Source organism: Streptomyces argenteolus (genome assembly GCF_042902585.1).
Taxonomy (GTDB): domain Bacteria; phylum Actinomycetota; class Actinomycetes; order Streptomycetales; family Streptomycetaceae; genus Streptomyces; species Streptomyces argenteolus.
This window is the reverse complement of record NZ_JBIBEG010000016.1, coordinates 42,679-63,228: the sequence shown is the minus strand read 5'-3', so window position 1 is coordinate 63,228 and position 20,550 is coordinate 42,679. Positions and strand designations below refer to the sequence as shown.

Below are 20,550 nucleotides of genomic sequence, written 5' to 3'. Positions count from 1 at the left end.
AACGCCAACTGACCCTTACCACCCCGCACAATCCGCACCCGCACCACCGACGCACCCGCCGCGAACAGCGACACACCCGTCCACGAGAACGGCAGGGCCGGGGCACCGTCGTCAGCGGCCTCGGTGACCATCGCCGCGTGCAGAGCAGCATCGAGCACAGCCGGGTGCAGTCCGAACCGCCCCGCCTCCTCACGAGCGTCGTCGGGCAGCGCGACCTCGGCGAAGATCTCCTCACCGCGGGTCCAGACAGCCCTCAGCCCCTGGAACACCGGGCCGTAGCCGTACCCCTGCTCCGCCAGGCGCTCGTACGCACCCGCGACCGGAACCGACACCGCGCCGGCCGGCGGCCACGCCACCAGATCGAAGTCAGGAGCAGGCGCGTCCGGGCGCAGCGTCCCCTCCGCGTGGAGCGTCCAGAGCGCCTCAGGGTCGTCCTCGGGCCGCGAATGGATACCCACCGGCCGCCCGCCGTCGCCGGTCGGTGCGTCGACGACGACCTGGACCTGTACGCCGTGGGAACCGGGAAGCACCAGGGGCGCCTGCAGGGTCAGCTCGTCCAGCAGGCCGCACCCGACCTCCTCCCCCGCGCGCAGGGCCAGCTCCACCAGACCTGTTCCCGGCACCAGCACGCTGTCCAGCACACTGTGGTCAGCGAGCCAGGGGTGCGAGTTGAGGGAGAGTCGTCCCGTCAGCACGATCCTCTCGTCGGGCGTGCTCACGGCGGCTCGGAGCAGCGGGTGGTCGAGGGGGGTCTGCCCCGCACCGGAAGCGTCGCCCTTGCCGGCCGCGTTGGTGAAGCTCTCCTGCCAGTAGCGCTGCCGCTGGAAGGCGTACGTGGGCAGGTCGATCCGCTCGGCGCCGGTGTCCTGAAGGCACGCGCTCCAGTCCACGCGCACGCCGCGGAGGTGTGCCGCACCGAGTCCGGACAGCAGTTCGCGCTGTTCGGAACGGTCGCGCCGCTGTGTCGGGATGAGGGCGGCGGCGTCCTGCTGCTCGTTGCCAGGCGCGACACAGTCCTGCGCCAGGGCGGTCAGGACGGTGTCGGGTCCGATCTCGACGAAGGTCGTGACGTTCTTGGACTCCAGGCAGCGAATGCCGTCCGCGAAGCGCACGGCCTCCCGCACGTGCCGCACCCAGTACTCGGGCGAACGGAGCTCGTCGGCGGTGGCCAGCTCCCCCGTGACGTTCGACACGACCGGGATGTTCGGGCTGTTGAAGGTGAGGGTGGCGGCCAGCTGGCCGAACACCTCCAGGATGGGTTCCATGAGGGGCGAGTGGAACGCGTGCGAGACCCGCAGACGACTCGTCTTGCGCCCCTCCGCCTCAAAACGAGCCGCAACCTCCAGCACATCGTGCTCGGCACCGGAGATCACCACCGCCTCCGGACCGTTCACCGCCGCGACACTCACCGCATCCGAGGTCAGGTAGGGAAGAACCTCGTCTTCGGACGCCCGGATGGCAACCATCGCGCCACCCTCCGGGAGGGCCTGCATCAACCGAGCCCGCGCAGCCACCAACCGCGCCGCATCCGCCAGCGACAGCACACCCGACACATGTGCGGCCGTCAGCTCACCCACCGAATGCCCCGCAACGAAGTCCGGGCGCACACCCCACGACTCCAGCAGACGGAACAACGCCGTCTCGAACGCGAACAACGCCGGCTGAGTGAACTCCGTCCGAGCGAGCACATCCGCATCCTCGCCCCACACCACCCCACGCAACGGCGCGGACAGATGACCATCCAGCTCCGCCACCACCGCATCGAACGCCTCAGCAAACACCGGGAACGCAGCATGCAGCTCACGCCCCATCCCCACCCGCTGCGCACCCTGCCCCGTGAACAGGAAGGCCGTGCGGCCCCGGCGGCGCAGAGTGGCGGGGGTTTCCGTCCGGCCGAAGGAGTCGAGGGCGGCATCCAGTTCGGCGCGGTTCTCGCCGATGAGGACCGCTCGGTGCTCGAGCGTGGCCCGGCCTGTGGCCAGGGAGTGGGCGATGTCGAGAGCCCGGGCTTCGGGGCGGGCCGCGAGGTGGGCGCGCAGCCGGTCGGCCTGAGCCATGAGCGCCTGCGGGGTCTTCGCGGAGAGCACCCAGGGAATGACGGAGGGAGTACGCCGCGGGGTGTCCCCGTCGGCGGGGGTGTCCCCGTCGGCGGGCGGGGCCTGTTCGACGATGACGTGGGCGTTCGTACCGCTGATTCCGAAGGAGGAGACGGCGGCGCGTCGTGGACGGCCGGTCTCCGGCCAGTCCCGGGATTCGGTCAGCAGTTCCACGGCTCCGGCGGACCAGTCCACCTGGGGGGTGGGCTCGTCCAGGTGCACGATGCCGGGCAGGTAGCCCTCCTGCATGGCCAGGACCATCTTGATGACGCCGCCGACCCCGGCTGCGGCCTGGGTGTGGCCCAGGTTGGACTTCAGCGCGCCGAGGAGCAGCGGCTCTCCGCCCGGAGCACGCTCACGGCCGTACGTGGCCATCAGGGCCTGAGCCTCTATGGGGTCTCCGAGGGTGGTGCCGGTGCCGTGGGTCTCCACCGTGTCGATGTCGGCGGCGGTCAGGCCGGCGTCGGCCAGCGCCTGCCGGATGACCCGCTGCTGGGAGGGGCCGTTGGGCGTGGTGAGCCCGCTGGAGGCGCCGTCCTGGTTGAGGGCGGAGCCACGGATCACCGCGAGGACCGGATGTCCGTTGGCACGGGCGTCGGAGAGGCGTTCCAGCAGGATGAGCGCGGCGCCTTCGGAGCATCCGGTGCCGTCGGCGCCCGCCGAGAAGGACTTGCAACGGCCGTCGGCAGCCAGGCCCCGCTGTTCGCTGAAGTAGACGAACATGTCGGGTTCCGTCATCACGGTGACGCCGCCGGCCAGGGCGAGGGTGCACTCGCCCTTACGGAGGGCCTGGGCGGCCCAGTGCAGGGCCACCAGCGAGGAGGAGCACGCCGTGTCCACGGTGACGGCGGGGCCCTCGAGCCCCAGGGTGTAGGCGACCCGGCCGGTGACCAGGCTGCCGTCGCTGCTGCCGGGTCCGTAGTCGTGGTACATCACGCCTGCGTAGACACCGGTCGCGGAGCCCTTGGCGGACGTCGGGTCGATGCCCGCGCTCTCGAACGCCTCCCAGGCGGTCTCCAGCAGCAGTCGCTGCTGCGGGTCCATGCCCAGGGCCTCGCGGGGGCTGATCCCGAAGAACTCCGGGTCGAAGTCCACGGCGTCGTAGAGGAATCCGCCTTCGCGGGCGATGGACTTGCCCGCGGTGCCGGGCTCCGGGTCGTACAGAGCGTCGAGATTCCAGCCCCGGTCGGTGGGGAAGCCGGAGACGGCGTCCTTGCCCTCGCGGACCAGGTTCCACAGCTCTTCCGGGGTGCGCACACCACCGGGGTAGCGGCACGCCATGCCGACGATGGCGACGGGCTCGTCGGCACGGTCGGTGAGCCGGCGGTTCTGCTGTCGCAGCCGTTCGTTCTCCAGCATGGACGAGCGCAGTGCTTCGACGATCTGCTCAGCGGATGCTTCCACGTGATTGTCCCTGGTTTCTCGCTGGGTGACCGGATGCTGTCAGGACTTGTCGGTGCCGAGGGCTGCCCGTACCAGGTCCTCGATGTTCATGCTCTTGATCGCGTCGCTGCGCCCGCTGTCACTGCCGCCGTTGTCGCCGGAGGCCTCGGACCCGTTGCCGGACGCAGGGGATTCCGCCGAGAGCTGCAGCAGGGTGTCCAGCAGTCCCGCCTCGCGGAGGCGGGCGATGGAGACGGTCCCGATGCGCCGCTGGAGTTCGGCGTCGTCACCCGAAGCGGCCGAAGCCGGAGCTCCACCGCTCGTGCCGTTCGCGGCCGGAGCGGAGACGGGCGGTGCGAGTGCTTCGATGCCGGGCAGCAGCTCCTCCAGCAGGAACTTCGCCAGGGTCATCGGGTTCGGGTAGTCGAACATCAGCGTGGCGGGGAGCCGCAGCCCCGTCGCGGAGCTGAGGCGGTTGCGCAGCTCGATCGCGGCGAGCGAGTCGAGACCCAGCTCGGTGAAGCCCTTCTCCACGTCGATCGCGTCCGGTTCGTCGTGCCGGACGGCCGCGACGTGGGTACGCACGGTGTCCAGCAGGACCCGGTCGCGCTCCTGCCCGGGCAGCGCTGCCAGACGCTCTTCGAGCGACTGGGTGCTCTGCGCGTCCGGTGCGGAGCTCCGGGCGCGCTGGGCCCCGCGGGTCCCCTGACCGCCGGCCGGGCGGGCGGTGCGCGCGGTCGCGCGCTGGACGACTTCCCGGAACACCGCGGGCACGGAGCCGGACGCGGTCATCGCCGCGGCATCGATCCGCAGCGGCACCACGGTCGGTGCGGCCAGGCCGAGCGACTGGTCGAAGAGGACCAGCGCCTCCGCCGAGGAGAGCGCGGGCAGACCCATGGCCGCCATCCGCTGCTCCTCGAGGTCCTCGTCGACTCCGGCTCCGCCGAGGCCGGTCCGGGTGGCCCACAGCCCCCAGGCCAGCGAGACCGCGGGAAGCCCCTGGGTCCTGCGGTGGGCGGCGAGGGCGTCCAGGAACCGGTTGGCCGCGGCGTAGTTGCCCTGACCCGCTCCCATGGCCAGGCCCGACACCGAGGAGAACAGGACGAACGCCTTCAGCGGCAGGTCCCGCGTGAGCTCGTGCAGATGCCAGGCCGCGTCGACCTTGGGCCGGAACACCTCGGAGAGCTGCTCGGTGGTCAGCGCGTCGATGAGGGCGTTGTCCATCACTCCCGCCGCGTGCACCACTGCGGTCAGCGGCTGGTCCGCCGGGATCGCCGCGAGCAGGGCCGCCACGGCGTCACGGTCGGCCGTGTCACAGGCCGCGACGGTGATCTCGGCACCCAGTGCGCCGAGTTCGTCGCGCAGCGCGGCGGCGCGGGGCGACTCGGCGCCACGGCGACCGGTGAGCACCAGGTGGCGGACGCCGTGGGCGCTGACGAGGTGCCTGGCGAGCACCGCTCCGAGGCCGCCCAGACCACCGGTGACCAGGACGGTGCCGGTCGGACCCCAGGTCTGCGGGGTGTCCCCCTCGGCCGCGGAGACCCTGGCCAGCCTCGGCACCTTCACCTCGCTGCCGCGCACCGCGGCTTCCGGCTCACGGAGCGAAGCCACGGCGGGCAGCGTCCGGCGGGCGGTGTCCGAGCCGTCGAGGTCGACCAGGACCAGGCGGTCCTGGTGCTCCTGCTGAGCGGACCGGATCAGACCCCAGAGAGGGGCTTGCGAGAGGTCGTTCGGTGTTCCCTCCGTGGGTTCGGTCTCGGTGAGTACACCGCCATGGGTGACGAGCATGAGGCGCGAGTCCGCGAACCGGGGGTCGGCCAGCCAGTCCTGGACGAGCCCGAGGACCTCGGCCGCCGTGCGATGCGTGCGCTCGGCGACATCGACTCCCTCCGCCGCACCGGGGCAGCGGTGGAGCACGAGCTCGGGCGCCTCGGTGCCGGCGTCGACCACCGCGCGGAGGGCGGCGAGGTCGGCGTGGACCGGCAGGGCACCGGGAGCGAGGCCGAGGTCGGCGGTGAGACCGAGGTCGTCCTCACCGATGACCGCCCAGTCGCCGACGGTGGCGTCGGAGTGTGCGCCGACCGGCAGCTGGCTCCAGCCCAGCCGGAACATCGACTCCAGGTGACGGGTTCCCGTGGAGGCCGCGGCGGCTGCCGACACCCGGTCGGGCGTGACGGCACGGACCACCAGGGACTCCACACTCGCGACGGGGGTGCCGTGCTCGTCGGCGAGCTCCAGCCGTACCGCGTCGGAGCCGACGGCCTCGTCGGATCCCGTCCAGTTGATCCGTACACGGAAGCAGGCGGCGCCGCCCGAGTGCAGGGACACACCGGACCACGAGAACGGCAGCATCGAGGCACCGACGTCCTGGGGCTTGCGTCCGCCGAGGAAGTCCGTGGCACTGAGCGCCGCGTCCAGCAGCGAGGGGTGCATGCGGTAACGCGCCGCCTCGTCCCGCGCGTAGTCCGGGAGGGCGACCTCCGCGAAGACCTCCTTGTCACGCTGCCAGACCGCCTTCAGCCCGCGGAACATCGGGCCGTAGTGATAGCCCTGCGCGGTCAGGTAGTCGTAGACGTTGCTGACGTCCACCGGTTCGGCGCCGGCCGGGGGCCAGACCCCGTAGCCGACGTCGAACTGCTCGGGGGTGACCGGCTCACGGTTCTCGACGGCCAGATACCCGGAGACGTGCCGGGTCCACTCCACCTGCGGCGGAGCGTCCTCGACGCGCGAGTAGACGGCCAGCGAACGACGGCCCGCATCGTCGGGTGCGCCGACGACCACCTGCACCGCGACCCCGTCACCGTTCTCCGGCAGTGGCATCAGCGCCTCGATGACGAGTTCCTCGACCAGATCGCAGCCGACCTCCTCGGCGGCGCGGAGGGCCAGTTCGACGTAGCCGGTCCCGGGCAGCAGCACGGTGCCCAGCACGTCGTGGTCGGCGATCCACGGGTGCGTGGTCACCGAGAGCCGGCCGGTGAGGACCACGCTGCCGCCCTCGGGCGAGACCACCACGGACGTGAGCAGGGGGTGCCCGGCGGCCACCTGACCGAGACCGGCAGCGTCGACGGCGGGTGCCTCGACGGTGTCCAGCCAGAAGTGCCGCTTCTCGAAGGCGTAGGTGGGCAGGTCGACGCGGCGGGCGCCGGTGGGCGCGTAGAACGCCGCCCAGTCCGGGACGTGCCCCACCGTGTGCAGGCGGGCGAGCGCGGTGACCAGCGCCTCGGGCTCGCTCTGGTTACGCCGCAGACCGGGCACGAACACCGCATCGGCCGCACTGTTCTGCGCCATCGCGGTGAGCACCGCGTCGGGACCCACCTCCAGGAACACCGAGACACCGGCGGCGGAGAGCGCACTCACCCCGTCGCCGAAACGCACCGCCTCACGGACATGCCGCACCCAGTACTCGGCCGTGCGCAGATCATCCGATGTCGCCAGCTCACCGGTGACGTTGGAGACCACCGGGATACCGGCTTCGCCGAACGTCACGCCTTCCGCGACGGTACGGAACTCGGCGAGCATCGGCTCCATCAGCGGCGAATGGAACGCGTGCGAGACCCGCAGACGACTCGTCTTGCGCCCCTCCGCCTCGAACCGGGCCGCAACCTCCAGCACATCGTTCTCGTCGCCGGAGATCACCACCGCGTCCGGACCGTTCACCGCCGCGACACTCACCGCACCCGAGGTCAGATACGGAAGGACCTCGTCCTCCGAGGCACGGACGGCGACCATCGCGCCACCCTCCGGCAGCGCCTGCATCAACCGGGCCCTGGCCGCCACCAGCCGCGCCGCATCCGCCAGCGACAGCACACCCGACACATGTGCAGCCGTCAGCTCACCCACCGAATGCCCCGCAACGAAGTCCGGACGCACACCCCACGACTCCAGCAGACGGAACAACGCCGTCTCAAAAGCGAACAACGCCGGCTGAGTGAACTCCGTCCGAGCGAGCACATCCGCATCCTCGCCCCACACCACCCCACGCAACGGCGCGGACAGATGACCATCCAGCTCAGCCACCACCGCATCGAACGCCTCAGCAAACACCGGGAACGCGCCGTACAGCTCACGCCCCATCCCCACCCGCTGCGCACCCTGCCCCGTGAACAGGAAGGCCAAGGCACCGACCGATCGGGCAAGGCCCTGCACCACCGACGAGCTCTCCCGGCCGTCCTGCAACGCAACCAGCCCGGCGCTCAGTTGCTCCGTGTCGCCTGCCAGCACCACCGCGCGGTGTTCCAGCACCGCACGTGAGGTCGCGAGGGAGAACCCGAGGTCGTACAGGTCGAGTTCCGGGTTGTCCGACAGGTGGGCGTGGAGCTGCTCCGCCTGGGCGGCCAGCGAGGAAGCGCTGGCCGCGGACAGGGCGAGCGGTACGGGCACGGCGTCCGGCGCGGGATCGGAGAGGCGCTCGCGCGTCTGCGGGGCCGAGGGCTCCGCAGCCTGCTCCAGGATGATGTGGGCGTTGGTACCGCTGAGCCCGAAGGACGAGACGGCGGCCCTGCGCGGGCGCCCGGTCTCCGGCCAGTCACGCGCCTCAGTCAGCAGTTCCACGGCGCCCTCCGACCAGTCCACCTGGTCCGTCGGACGGTCCACGTGCAGGGTGGCGGGCATCTGGCCGTGGCGCAGTGCCATGACGGCCTTGATGAGGCCGCTGACGCCGGCCGCTGCCTGGGCGTGGCCGATGTTGGACTTGATGGATCCCAGCCACAGCGGCTGCCCCTCCGGGCGCTCCTGGCCGTAGGTGGCCAGCAGGGCCTGTGCCTCGATCGGGTCCCCGAGACGGGTTCCGGTGCCGTGGCCCTCGACCATGTCGACGTCGGCCGTGGTGAGGCCGGCGGAGGCCAGGGCCTGCTGGATGACCCGCTGCTGGGAGGGGCCGTTGGGGGCCGTGAGCCCGTTGCTGGCACCGTCCTGGTTGACGGCCGAGCCGCGTACGACCGCGAGCACCGGGTGACCGTTGCGCCGGGCGTCCGACAGCCGCTCCACCAGCAGCAGGCCGAGTCCTTCGGACCAGCCGGTGCCGTCGGCGCCGGCCGAGAAGGACTTGCAGCGGCCGTCGGCCGCCAGGCCCCGCTGCTGGCTGAAGTCGACGAAGATGTCCGGGTTGGGCATGACGGTGACGCCACCGGCCAGTGCCATGTCGCAGTCACCGGACCGCAGGGCCTGGATCGCCGAGTGCAGGGCCACGAGGGACGACGAGCAGGCGGTGTCCACGGTGACGGCCGGGCCTTCCAGGCCCAGAGCGTACGAGACGCGCCCGGAGGCTATGGAGCCCGCGCTGCCGTTGCCCAGGTAGGGGGTCAGCTCGTCGGACACGGTGCCGGCCCGGGAGCCGTAGTCGTGGTACATGATGCCGACGTAGACGCCGGTGCGGGAGCCGCGCAGTGAGTCCGGAGCGATCCCGGCGCGCTCGATGGCCTCCCAGGCCCCCTGGAGCAGCACCCGCTGCTGGGGGTCCATGGCCAGTGCCTCACGCGGCATGATGTCGAAGAACTCGGGGTCGAAGTCGGCTGCGTCGTGCAGGAATCCGCCGTCACGGGCGTAGGTCTTGCCGGGTGTGCCGGGCTCGGGGTCGTACAGGGCGTCTGCGTCCCAGCCACGGTCGGCGGGGAAGCCCGTGATGGCCGAGCGGCCTTCGGCGACCAACTGCCACAGGTCCTCGGCGCTTCTGACGTCGCCGGGGAAGCGGCAGCTGATGCTGACGATGGCGATCGGGTCGTCGGCGGCAACAGGCACGGCGGCCCGTACGGCGGGTGCCGCAGGGGCGGAGACGCCGGACAGCCGCGCCCCGATGAAGTCGGCGACCGCACGCGAGTTGGGGTGGTCGAAGACGAGGGTGGCCGGCAGCCGGACGCCGGTGGCACCCGTGAGGGCGTTACGGAATTCCACCGCCGCCAGGGAGTCGAATCCCATGTCCTTGAACGCCCGGTCCGGGCTGACACCATCTGCTCCGCTGTGGCCGAGCACGGTGGCGGCTTCGCTCCTGACCAGTTCGAGCAGGGCCCGGGAGCGTTCCGCCGCGGTACCGACGAGAAGTCCGCCCAGCCCGGCATCCACCCCGGCGCCGCCGGCAGCGGCCCGGCGAGGGGTACGGCCCGGACGGTGCGCCAGGTCGCGCAGGAGGGCGGGAAGCTCCCCGGAGCGGGCCGAGAGAGCGACGGCGTCCACGGGCAGCGGGACGAGGGCGGGCAGTCCGGTGCCGAGCGCGGCGGAGAAGAGGGCGAGTCCCTCCTCGACGGCGAAGGCGGGCGTGCCGAGACGGTTCATCCGGTCGAGGTCGGCCTCGGAGAGGGACCCGCCGAGGCCGGTGTCCACGGCCCACATGCCGAACGCCAGGGAGGTGGCGGGAAGCCCGGCGGCACTCCGGTGGAGGGCGAGGGCGTCCAGGAACACGTTGGCCGCCGCGTAGTTCCCCTGTCCGGCGGCGAGGACCAGGCCACCGGCGGAGGAGAAGAGCACGAACTGCTTCAGCGGGAGGTCCCGGGTCAGCTCGTGCAGATGCCAGGCTCCGTCGGCCTTCGGCCGCAGCACGGCGTCCAGTCGTTCGGCCGTGAGGGCACCGGTGAGCCCGTTGTCGGCCACCCCCGCGGCGTGCACCACGCCGGTGAGGGGGTGGTCCGCGTCAATGCCGGCGAGCAGCGCGGCCAGCGCGTCCCGGTCCCCCGTGTCACACGCGGCGACCGTGACGACCGCACCGGACTCCTCCAGCTCCGCCGCCAACTCCGCAGCACCCGGAGCATCGGCACCACGACGACTCGTCAGCACCAGACGGCGCACACCGTGCTCAGACACCAGATGACGGGCCACCAACGCACCCAGACCACCCGTACCACCCGTCACCAGCACCGTACCCGCACCAAAAGCACCACCAGCCGCACCCGCGACACCCTCAGCGCCCTCAGCGCCCTCAGGCACCGGAGCGACCGAGACCAGACGCGGCACCAGAACCGCACCACCACGCAACGCCACCTCCGGCTCACCGGTCGCCAGCACCGCGGACAGCACACCGGCGGACACCTCCACCGCATCCCGGTCCACCAGCACGAACCGGCCCGGATTCTCCGCCTCCGCAGCCCGCACCAGACCCCACAACGGGGCCTGGACGAGTGCGGCCGGAGCCTGGAGGTCGGCTGCCGCCGCAGGCGGCGCGGTGGCCGCACCACGGGTGACCACGACCAGCCTGGACAGGGCGAGGCGCTCGTCCGCGAGCCATTGCTGGACGGTCGCGAGCAGCCAGTTGGCCGTGGAGCGGACCGCGTCCGGCAGAGCGGCGTCGCCGCTCAGGTCGGGGACCGGGCAGAGCACGTGTTCCGGGGCCGGAGCCCCGGTGTCCAGAGCAGCTTGAAGCGCCGCCAGGTCCGCGTACTCGGTGACCGTGCCGGCGGCGAACGGCGTGGCGCCCAGGGAGGCCGGCACGAGTGCCGCGGTCGGCTCGCTCGAGGGTTGGGCGAGAGGCAGCGGTCTCCAGTCGATCCGACGGAGGGCGTCGGTCCGGCCGGCGGAGCCGTCGAGCTGGCCTGCGGAGACCGGCAGCGACACGAGCGACTCCACGGTCGCCACGGGGCGCCCGGCGGCGTCCGCCACCCGGAGCGCGGAGAGCTCGTCGCCGCGCAGTCGGCTGAGATGCACGCGCAGGTCGGTGGCGCCGGAAGCGTGCAGGGTGACGCCGTTCCAGGAGAACGGCAGGAGGGTGGCACCGTCCGCCGCGCCCTGCTCGTCCAGCAGGTCGGCGTGCATCGCGGCGTCCAGCAGTGCGGGGTGAAGACCGAAGCGTCCGGCCTCGGTCCCCGCGTCCTCGGGCAGCGCGACCTCTGCGTAGACGTCCTCGCCCTTGCGCCAGGCGGCCTTCAGCCCCTGAAAGACGGGGCCGTAACCGTAACCGCGTCCCACGAGGCGCTCGTAGGCACCCTCCACCGGGATCGGCTCGGCCCCCGGCGGCGGCCACTGGACCAGATCGAAGTCCGGTGCGGCGGGCGCGGCAGTGAGCACACCGGTGGCGTGCAGCGTCCACTCGTGGGGTGCCGCCCCCTCCGGTCGGGAGTGGACGGTGACGGTACGGGCGCCCGCGGGGCCCTCCGCCTCCGCACCGGCGGCACTGCCCGTCGCGCCGACGGTGACGCGCAGGTCGGTGGCGCCGCGGCGCGGAATGATCAGCGGGGCCTGGAGGGTGAGCTCGTCGACCCGGCCGTAGCCGACCTCGTCACCGGCGCGTACGGCCAGTTCCACGAAGCCCGTGCCGGGCAGCAGAAGGCTCCCGAGCACCTCGTGATCGGCAAGCCAGGCGTGCGTACCGGCGGCGAGCCGCCCGGTGAGCATCACACCGTCGGAGTCCGGGACGACCACCGCGGCGCTGAGCAGCGGGTGGTTCACCGGCTCCAGGCCGGCTCCCCCGACGCCGGGTGCCGTGCTGACGGTGGCGTTCAGCCAGTAGCGCTTGCGCTGGAAGGCGTACGTGGGAAGGTCGACGACCCCTGTTGCCGGACCGTAGGCGGCGAACAGGGCCTCCCAGTCGAGCCGGGCGCCGTGGGAGGTGGCGCGGCCGAGGCCGAGCAACAGCTCACGGGTCTCGGAGCGTTCACGACGCACGAGCGGGGCGAAGACCGCGGCGTCACCGGCTTCGCTCTCCTCGGTGAGGGCGTTCTGTGCCATGGCGGTGAGGACCGCGTCGGGACCCACCTCCAGGAACACCGAGACCCCGGCGGCGGAGAGCGCACTCACCCCGTCGCCGAAACGAACTGCCCCACGGACATGGCGCACCCAGTACTCGGCCGTGCGCAGATCGTCCGAGGTCGCCAGCCGGCCGGTGAGGTTGGAGACCACCGGAATACGCGCCTCGCCGAACGTCACGCCTTCCGCGACGGTACGGAACTCGGCGAGCATCGGCTCCATCAGCGGCGAGTGGAACGCGTGCGAGACCCGCAGACGACTCGTCTTACGACCCTCCGCCTCGAACCGGGCCGCAACCTCCAGCACATCGTGCTCGGCACCGGAGATCACCACCGCCTCCGGACCGTTCACCGCCGCGACACTCACCGCGCCCGAGGTGAGATACGGAAGGACCTCGTCCTCCGAGGCACGGATGGCAACCATCGCGCCGCCCTCCGGCAGCGCCTGCATCAACCGGGCCCTGGCCGCGACCAGCCGCGCCGCGTCCGCCAGCGACAGCACACCCGACACATGCGCGGCCGTCAGCTCACCCACCGAATGCCCCGCAACGAAGTCCGGACGCACACCCCACGACTCCAGCAGACGGAACAACGCCGTCTCAAAAGCGAACAACGCCGGCTGAGTGAACTCCGTCCGCTCAAGAACCCCGGCATCCTCGCCCCACACCACCTCACGCAACGGCGCGGACAGATGACCATCCAGCTCCGCCACCACCGCATCGAACGCCTCAGCAAACACCGGGAAGGCAGCATGCAGCTCACGCCCCATCCCCACCCGCTGCGCACCCTGCCCCGTGAACAGGAAAGCCGACCTGCCCGTACGCACAGCACCCACGGCAACACCGCCCGAGCCACCCGCAGCGAGCGTCCGCAGCCCCTCGACCAGCTCGGCCTTGCTGCCCCCCACGACCACGGCTCGGTGGTCCAGGGCGGCGCGACCGGTGGCGAGGGTGCGGCCGGCGGCGGCGAGTTCGTCGTCCCGCAGCCTGTCCAGGTGCCGCAGCAGGCGTTCGGCCTGGGCGCTGAGCGCCTGCGGGGACGTGCCGGAGAGCGTCCAGGGCAGGACGGACGGAGCAGAGGCGGTCGTCGTCGCGGCGGCCGGTGCGGCGCTGAGGGGTGCCTGCTCGACGATCACATGGGCGTTCGTGCCGCTGATGCCGAAGGAGGAGACGGCGGCCCGGCGCAGGCGCCCGGTCACCGGCCAGGCGCGCGCCTCGGTCAGCAGCTCCACCGCGCCCTCCGACCAGTCCACCTCGTCGGAGGGACGGTCGACGTGGAGGGTCTTCGGCAGCTGGCCGTGGCGCATGGCCATGACCATCTTGATGATTCCCGCCACGCCCGCGGCGGCCTGGGTGTGGCCCACGTTGGACTTGACGGACCCCAGCCACAGCGGCTCGGCGTCGTCCGGGCGCTCCTGCCCGTAGACGGCCAGGAGCGACTGGGCCTCGATCGGGTCGCCGAGCGTGGTGCCGGTGCCGTGGCCGTCCACCGCGTCGATCTCGGAGGGGCTGAGCCGGGCGTCGTGCAGGGCTCGCTGGATGACGCGCTGCTGGGAGGGGCCGTTGGGGGCCGTGAGCCCGTTGCTGGCACCGTCCTGGTTGACGGCCGAGCCGCGTACGACCGCGAGCACCGGGTGACCGTTGCGCCGCGCGTCCGACAGCCGCTCCAGGAGCAGCAGGCCCGCGCCCTCACCCCAGCCGGTGCCGTCCGCCGCCGCGGAGAAGGACTTGCAGCGGCCGTCGGACGCCAGCCCGCGCTGCCGGTTCATGTCGATGAAGGTGTCCGGGGTCGACATCACGGTGACGCCGCCGGCCAGCGCGAGGGAGCATTCGCCGCGGCGCAGCCCCTGGAGGGCCCAGTGCAGGGCGACGAGGGAGGAGGAGCAGGCGGTGTCGACGGTGACGGCGGGGCCTTCGAGGCCCAGGGCGTAGGCGACACGGCCGGACACGACACTGGCGAGGCCGCCGTTGCCGAGGTACCCGGCGACGTCCTCCGGGACATCGGTGAGGCGGGTGCTCCAGTCGTGGTACATCACGCCGGCGAAGACGCCGGTGTCCGAGCCCCGCCGGCTGTGAGGATCGATGCCCGCGCGTTCGAAAGCCTCCCAGGCCGTCTCCAGCAGCAGTCGCTGCTGGGGGTCCATGGCCTGGGCCTCGCGGGGGCTGATGCCGAAGAACTCGGGGTCGAAGTCCGCCGCGTCGTAGAGGAATCCGCCCTCACGGGTGGAGGACTTTCCGGACGTGCCGGGCTCCGGGTCGTACAGACCGTCGGTGTCCCAGCCACGGTCGGTGGGGAAGAAGGACACACCGTCGCGGCCCTGGGCGACGAGCTCCCAGAGCTCTTCCGGGGAGGTGACTCCGCCGGGGAAGCGGCAGGCCATGCTGACGATGGCGATGGGTTCGTCGGCGGGCGTGCTGGGTGCGACCGGGGCCTTGGGGGCGGCGGTCTCCACGGCGAGCAGCTTGCTGCCGATGTGTTCGGCGAGACCGCGCGGTGTGGGGTAGTCGAAGATCAGGGTGGCCGGCAGGCGCAGGCCCGTGGCGGAGTTGAGACGGTTGCGGAGTTCGACGGCGCCGAGGGAGTCGAAGCCGATGTCGCTGAAGGCGCGCTGCGGGCTGATGGCTTCGGCGTCGCTGTGGCGGAGCACCCCCGCGACATGGGTGCGGACGAGGCCGAGGACGGCGTCGGCGCGGTCGGGGGCGGGGAGCGTCGCCAGGTGCTGGGCGAGGGTCTGCTCGACGGGAACGGCGCCGGGACCGCTGTCGGCCGAGGTGCGTCGGGCGGGGGTGCGGACCAGGCCGCGGAGTACGGCGGGGAGGGAGTCCCCCCGGCGCTGGAGCGCCCTCGTGTCGAGGCGTACGGGCACCACGGAGGCGGGGGTGCCCTCGCTCACCGCGGTGTCGAACAGCGCGAGGTTCTCCTGCGCGTTCAGGGGGGTGAGGCCGAGGTCGGCGATGCGCTGCACGGAGGCGTGGTCGAGGCCGGCGCCCATGCCGTGGTCCCCGGTCCACAGGCCCCAGTTGAGCGCGGTCGCGGGAAGCCCGGCGGCACTCCGGTGGAGGGCGAGGGCGTCCAGGAACACGTTGGCCGCCGCGTAGTTCCCCTGTCCCGCGGCGTCGAGGAACGCAGCGGTCGAGGAGAAGAGCACGAACTGCTTCAGCGGGAGGTCCCGGGTCAGCTCGTGCAGATGCCAGGCTCCGTCGGCCTTCGGCCGCAGCACGGCGTCGATGCGCTCGGGGGTGAGGGACTCGGTGAGACCGTCGTCAAGGAGTGCGGCAAGGTGGACGACGCCGGTGAGGGGGTGGTCCGCGTCGATGCCGTCAAGCAGCGCGGCCAGCGCGTCCCGGTCCCCCGTGTCACACGCGGCGACCGTGACGACCGCACCGGACTCCTCCAGCTCCGCCGCCAACTCCGCAGCACCCGGAGCATCGGCACCACGACGACTCGTCAGCACCAGACGGCGCACACCGTGCTCAGACACCAGATGACGGGCCACCAACGCACCCAGACCACCCGTACCACCCGTCACCAGCACCGTACCCGCACCAAAAGCACCACCAGCCGCACCCGCGACACCCTCAGCGCCCTCAGCGCCCTCAGGCACCGGAGCGACCGAGACCAGACGCGGCACCAGAACCGCACCACCACGCAACGCCACCTCCGGCTCACCGGTCGCCAGCACCGCGGACAGCACACCGGCGGACACCTCCACCGCATCCCGGTCCACCAGCACGAACCGGCCCGGATTCTCCGCCTCCGCAGCCCGCACCAGACCCCACAACGGGGCGATGTCGAGGGCGGGCGGAAGGTCGTCGTCGGTGGCGGCGACGGCGCCCTGGGTGAGCAGCATCAGCCGCGAGCCGGCGAGCCGCTCGTCGGTGAGGAAGCTCTTGACCGTGCCGAGGAGCCCGGCGAGGGCCGTACGAGCGGTGGTCAGGGGATCCGTGCCGGTGCCCTGCGTACCGTGGGTGACCAGGATGACGTCGGGTACGGCTGCGCCGCCGTCGACCGCCGCGCCGAGCTCGGTGAGCGCCGGGTGGCCGGGCACCCCGAGGGTGTCGGCCAGTCCCAGCGGGTCCGCTCCCGCGATCGCCCAGTTCTGTACGTCCACGGGCGAACCGGCGGTCGCCTCGACCCAGTTGACGCGCTTGAGGCTGTCGGTGCGCGTGGCGGCGGCGAGCCGCGCGGTGTCGACGGCGCGTACGAGGTATCCGTCGACGGCGGCCACCGGGGCGCCCGTGGTGTCGGCCAGACGCAGCAGGACGGAGTCGGTGCCGGTGGCGGCGATCCGGACCCGGACGGCGGACGCACCGGTGGCGTAGAGCGTCACGCCGTGCCACGCGAACGGCAGACGGGTGACGTCGTCGGCGGTGCCGTCCTGGGTGAAGTCGGTGGCGTGCAGCGCCGCGTCGAGCAGGGCGGGGTGGAGCGCGAACGCCCCGGCGTCGCCGTGGACGCCCTCGGGGAGGGTGACCTCCGCGTAGACCTCGCCGTCGTGCCGCCAGGCGGCGCGAAGTCCCTGGAAGGCCGGGCCGTATCCGTAGCCCTTCGTGGCCATGTCCTCGTAGAGGCCGGTGAGGTCGACGGGCTCGGCGCCGTGCGGGGGCCACTCGGCCAGACCGAAGCCCGCGCGGTCGGCGGCGGGGGCACCGAGAGGGGCAAGCAGGCCGTCGGCGTGCTGGGACCACGGCTCGTCGTCGGTGGCGTCCTCGGGCCTCGAGAAGAACGAGATGGCACGGCGTCCGCCGCTGTCGGGGGCGGCGACCTGGATCTGCAGGGCGATGCCGGTGCCGTCCGCGGGGACGGTGAGGGGGGTGGCGAGGGTCAGTTCCTCGATGGCGTCGCAGCCCACCTGGTCACCGGCCCGGACGGCCAGCTCCACGAAGGCCGTGCCGGGCAGCAGCACGGTGCCGGCGATGGCGTGGTCGGCGAGCCAGGGGTGGGAGCGCAGCGAGACGCGGCCGGTGAGGATGATGCCGTCCTCGCCCGCGCGGCTGATCACCGCCCCGAGCAGGGGGTGCCGGGCGGCCACCTGACCGAGGCCCGTGGGGTCGCCGGAGTCGGTGATGCCGCGGGTCAGCCAGTAGCGGCGGCGCTGGAAGGCGTAGGTGGGCAGCTCGACGCGGGGTGCGCCCTCGGGCGCGCAGGCAGGGCCCCACTCCACGTCGAAGCCGCGGACGTGGACCGCGCCGAGGGCGGTCAGCAGCTCCCGCTGCTCGTCGTGGCCACGGCGCATCAGGCAGTGGAAGGCGGGCGCGTCGTCGGCGGAGGTGGTGTCACCGGCATCGGTCAGAGCCTGCTGCGCCATGGCGGTGAGTACGGCGTCGGGGCCCAGCTCCAGGAAGGTGGTGACGCCGGCGCCGGCCAGGGTGTCGACACCGTCGGCGAAGCGGACGGCCCGGCGGACGTGGCCCACCCAGTAGTCGGGGTCGCAGAGTTCGGCGCTGGTGGCGATCTCGCCCGTGACGTTGGAGACGACGGGGATCAGGGGTGCGCGGTACTCCAGAAGCCGGGCGATCCCCCGGAACTCCTCCAGCATCGGCTCCATGAGGGGCGAGTGGAAGGCGTGGGAGACGCGCAGCCGCTTGGTCTTGGCGCCGCCCGCGGCCAGGCGTTCGGCCAGGGCGAGGGTGGCCTGCTCGGCGCCTGAGACGACGACGGAATTCGGGCCGTTGACGGCGGCGAGGGAGACCGTGCCGTCGCCGTCGGCGAGGGCGGCGAGGACCTCCGCCTCGGTGGCCTGGACCGCGACCATGGCACCGCCCGCGGGCAGTTCCTGCATCAGGCGGGCCCGCGCGGCGACCAGCGTCGCGGCGTCCTCCAGGGAGAGCACTCCGGCGGCGTGGGCCGCGGAGAGCTCACCCAGGGAGTGGCCGGCGAGGTAGTCGGGCCGTACGCCCCACGATTCCAGCAGCCGGAACAGGGCGGTCTCCAGCGCGAAGAGGCCGGTCTGGGCGTACTGGGTCCGGTCGAGCAGTGCGGCGTCCTCGGTGCCCTCGTCGGCGAGGAGGACGTCCCAGAGGGAGTGCTCCAGCTGGATGTCGAGATGGCCGATGGCCTCGTCCAGGGCCTCGGCGAACACCGGGTACCGCTCGTACAGTTCACGCCCCATGGCGGCGCGCTGGCTGCCCTGGCCGGTGAAGAGGAACGCGAGTCGGCCGGTGGCGGGTTCACCGCGCACCACGTCGGGGTGGGCGGTGTCCTCGGCGAGGGCGCGCAGCGCGCTGTCGAGCCCGGTGTGGTCGCTGACGGTGACGACGGCACGGAGGCTGAGTGCGGCGCGGGTGGTGGCGAGCGCGTGGCCGAGGTGCGGCAGCGGAGTGCCGGGGTGCGTGTCGAGGTGGGCGCGGAGCAGCTCGGCCTGGGCGCGCAGCGCGGGTGCGCTGTGGGCGGAGAGGGACAGCGGCAGGAGTCCGCCGGCGGTCGCCGTCGCGTCGGCGTCGAGGGCGTCGCCGTGGTCGCCCTCGGAGTCGGTGGCCGGGCTCTTCGCGGAAGCGGGATCGGCAGCCGCGGCGGCCTGTTCCTCGGCGGCTTCCTCGAGGATGACGTGGGCGTTGGTGCCGCTGATGCCGAACGCGGAGACGCCGGCGCGGCGGGGGCGGTCGCCGGTGCGCCACTCCACCGGTTCGGTGAGCAGCCGGACGTCGCCGGCCTCCCAGCGGATGTGCGGGGACGGCGCGTCGACGTGGAGCGTCTTGGGCAGCACCCCGTGCCGCATGGCGAGGATCATCTTGATGATGCTCGCGACACCGCCCGCGGCCTGGGTGTGACCCAGGTTGGACTTGACCGAGCCCAGCCAGAGCGGGCTGCCCTCCGGGCGCCCCTGCCCGTAGGTGGCGATGATCGCCTGGGCCTCGATCGGGTCGCCGAGCGTGGTGCCGGTGCCGTGCGCGTCGACGGCGTCGACGTCGGCCGCGGTCAGTCCGGCGGTGGCCAGGGCGTCACGGATCAGCCTCTGCTGCGACAGGCCGTTCGGCGCGGTGAGGCCGTTGCTGGCGCCGTCCTGGTTGACCGCGGTCGCCCGGACGACGGCGAGGACCTGGTGGCCGTGGCGGCGGGCGTCGGAGAGCCGCTCGACGGCCAGCAGGCCGATGCCTTCGGAGAAGCCGGTGCCGTCGGCGGCGGAGGCGAACGCCTTGACGCGCCCGTCGGGGGCCAGGCCGCGCTGACGGCTGAACGCGGTGAACATGCCGGGGCTGCCCATGACGGTGACACCACCGACGACCGCGAGGGAGCACTCGTCGCGGCGCAGTGCCTGGGCGGCGAGGTGCAGGGAGACGATGGATCCCGAGCAGGCGGTGTCGACGGTGATCGCCGGGCCTTCGAAACCGAAGGTGTAGGCGACGCGCCCGGATGCCAGGCTCGGCGCGTTCCCGGTCATCAGATAGCCGTCGAGGCCGTCGGGGGCCTCGTGCACGCGGACGCCGTACTCGTGGACCTCGGCTCCGACGAAGACCCCGGTGCGCGTGCCGCGCAGCCGGTGCGGGTCGATACCGGAGCGCTCCAGCACCTCCCAGGTGGTCTCCATCATCAGCCGCTGCTGCGGGTCCATGGCCAGCGCCTCGCGGGGGCTGATCCCGAAGAAGTCCGCGTCGAAGTCGGTGGCGTCGGCGAGGAAGCCGCCGTGCTTGACGTAGCTCTTGCCCTGCGCCTGCGGGTCGGGGTCGTACAGCCCGTCGACGTCCCAGCCGCGGTTGCGGGGGAACTCGCCGAGTACCTCCCCGCCTTCCTGGAGCAGCTGCCACAGCAGCTCGGGGCTGGTGACCCCGCCGGGGAACCGGCACGCGACGCCGATGACGACGATGGGGTCGTCGTCGTCCACCGGCCGGGCGGCCGGGCCGTCGACGGCCGCGGCGGTGGAGGGCAGTCCGAGGACCTCGGTGCGCAGGTGTTCGGCGAGGAGGGCGGGGGTGGGGTGGTCGAAGCCGACCGTGGGCGGCAGCGCGAGCCCCGTCGCGGTGTTGACCCCGGTGTGGAGCGCGACGAGTCCGAGGGAGTCCAGGCCCTGTTCGCGGAAGGGGCGGCGCGCGTCGACGGCCACCCGCTTCTCGTCCGGGCGCAGGCGCCGGAGCACGGCCACGGCCTCGCGGCAGATCAGGTCCGTCAGCTGCCGGGTCTGCTCGGCGACCGGAAGCGCCTCCAGCCGGCGCACCAGTTCGGAATGGTCACCCGCTTGGGCGTGCGACGCATTCACGTTGTCGGCAGAAGAGGAAAGGGAACCGGGCTCGGTCATCAGCGCACTCCACGGTCATCACTGGTTCGCACGCGGTCGACGGCGCGCGAATATGCCTACACCCGGCCTTGTTACGGTGTGCCGGCCATTACGGAATACATGTCTTGGATTCGTCGTTCGTCATGGCTGTTCTGGATCCGGTGTCGAATCGGTGGTCAGATCCGTTGTCGAA

The 20,550-nt window shown here is 72.5% G+C and carries 2 protein-coding genes; both read right to left on the bottom strand.

Annotated features, from left to right (window positions below; translation table 11 throughout):
- The coding region (locus ACFY8O_RS33360; protein WP_387909002.1) for a type I polyketide synthase at window positions 1–3,500 on the bottom strand (3,500 nt) is incomplete at its 3' end.
- 39 nt (window positions 3,501–3,539) lie between these two features.
- Entirely contained in the window at window positions 3,540–20,378 is a 16,839-nt protein-coding gene (locus ACFY8O_RS33355) for a type I polyketide synthase (RefSeq protein ID WP_387909001.1), read from the bottom strand.
- Between the last annotated feature and the right edge of the window lie 172 nt (window positions 20,379–20,550).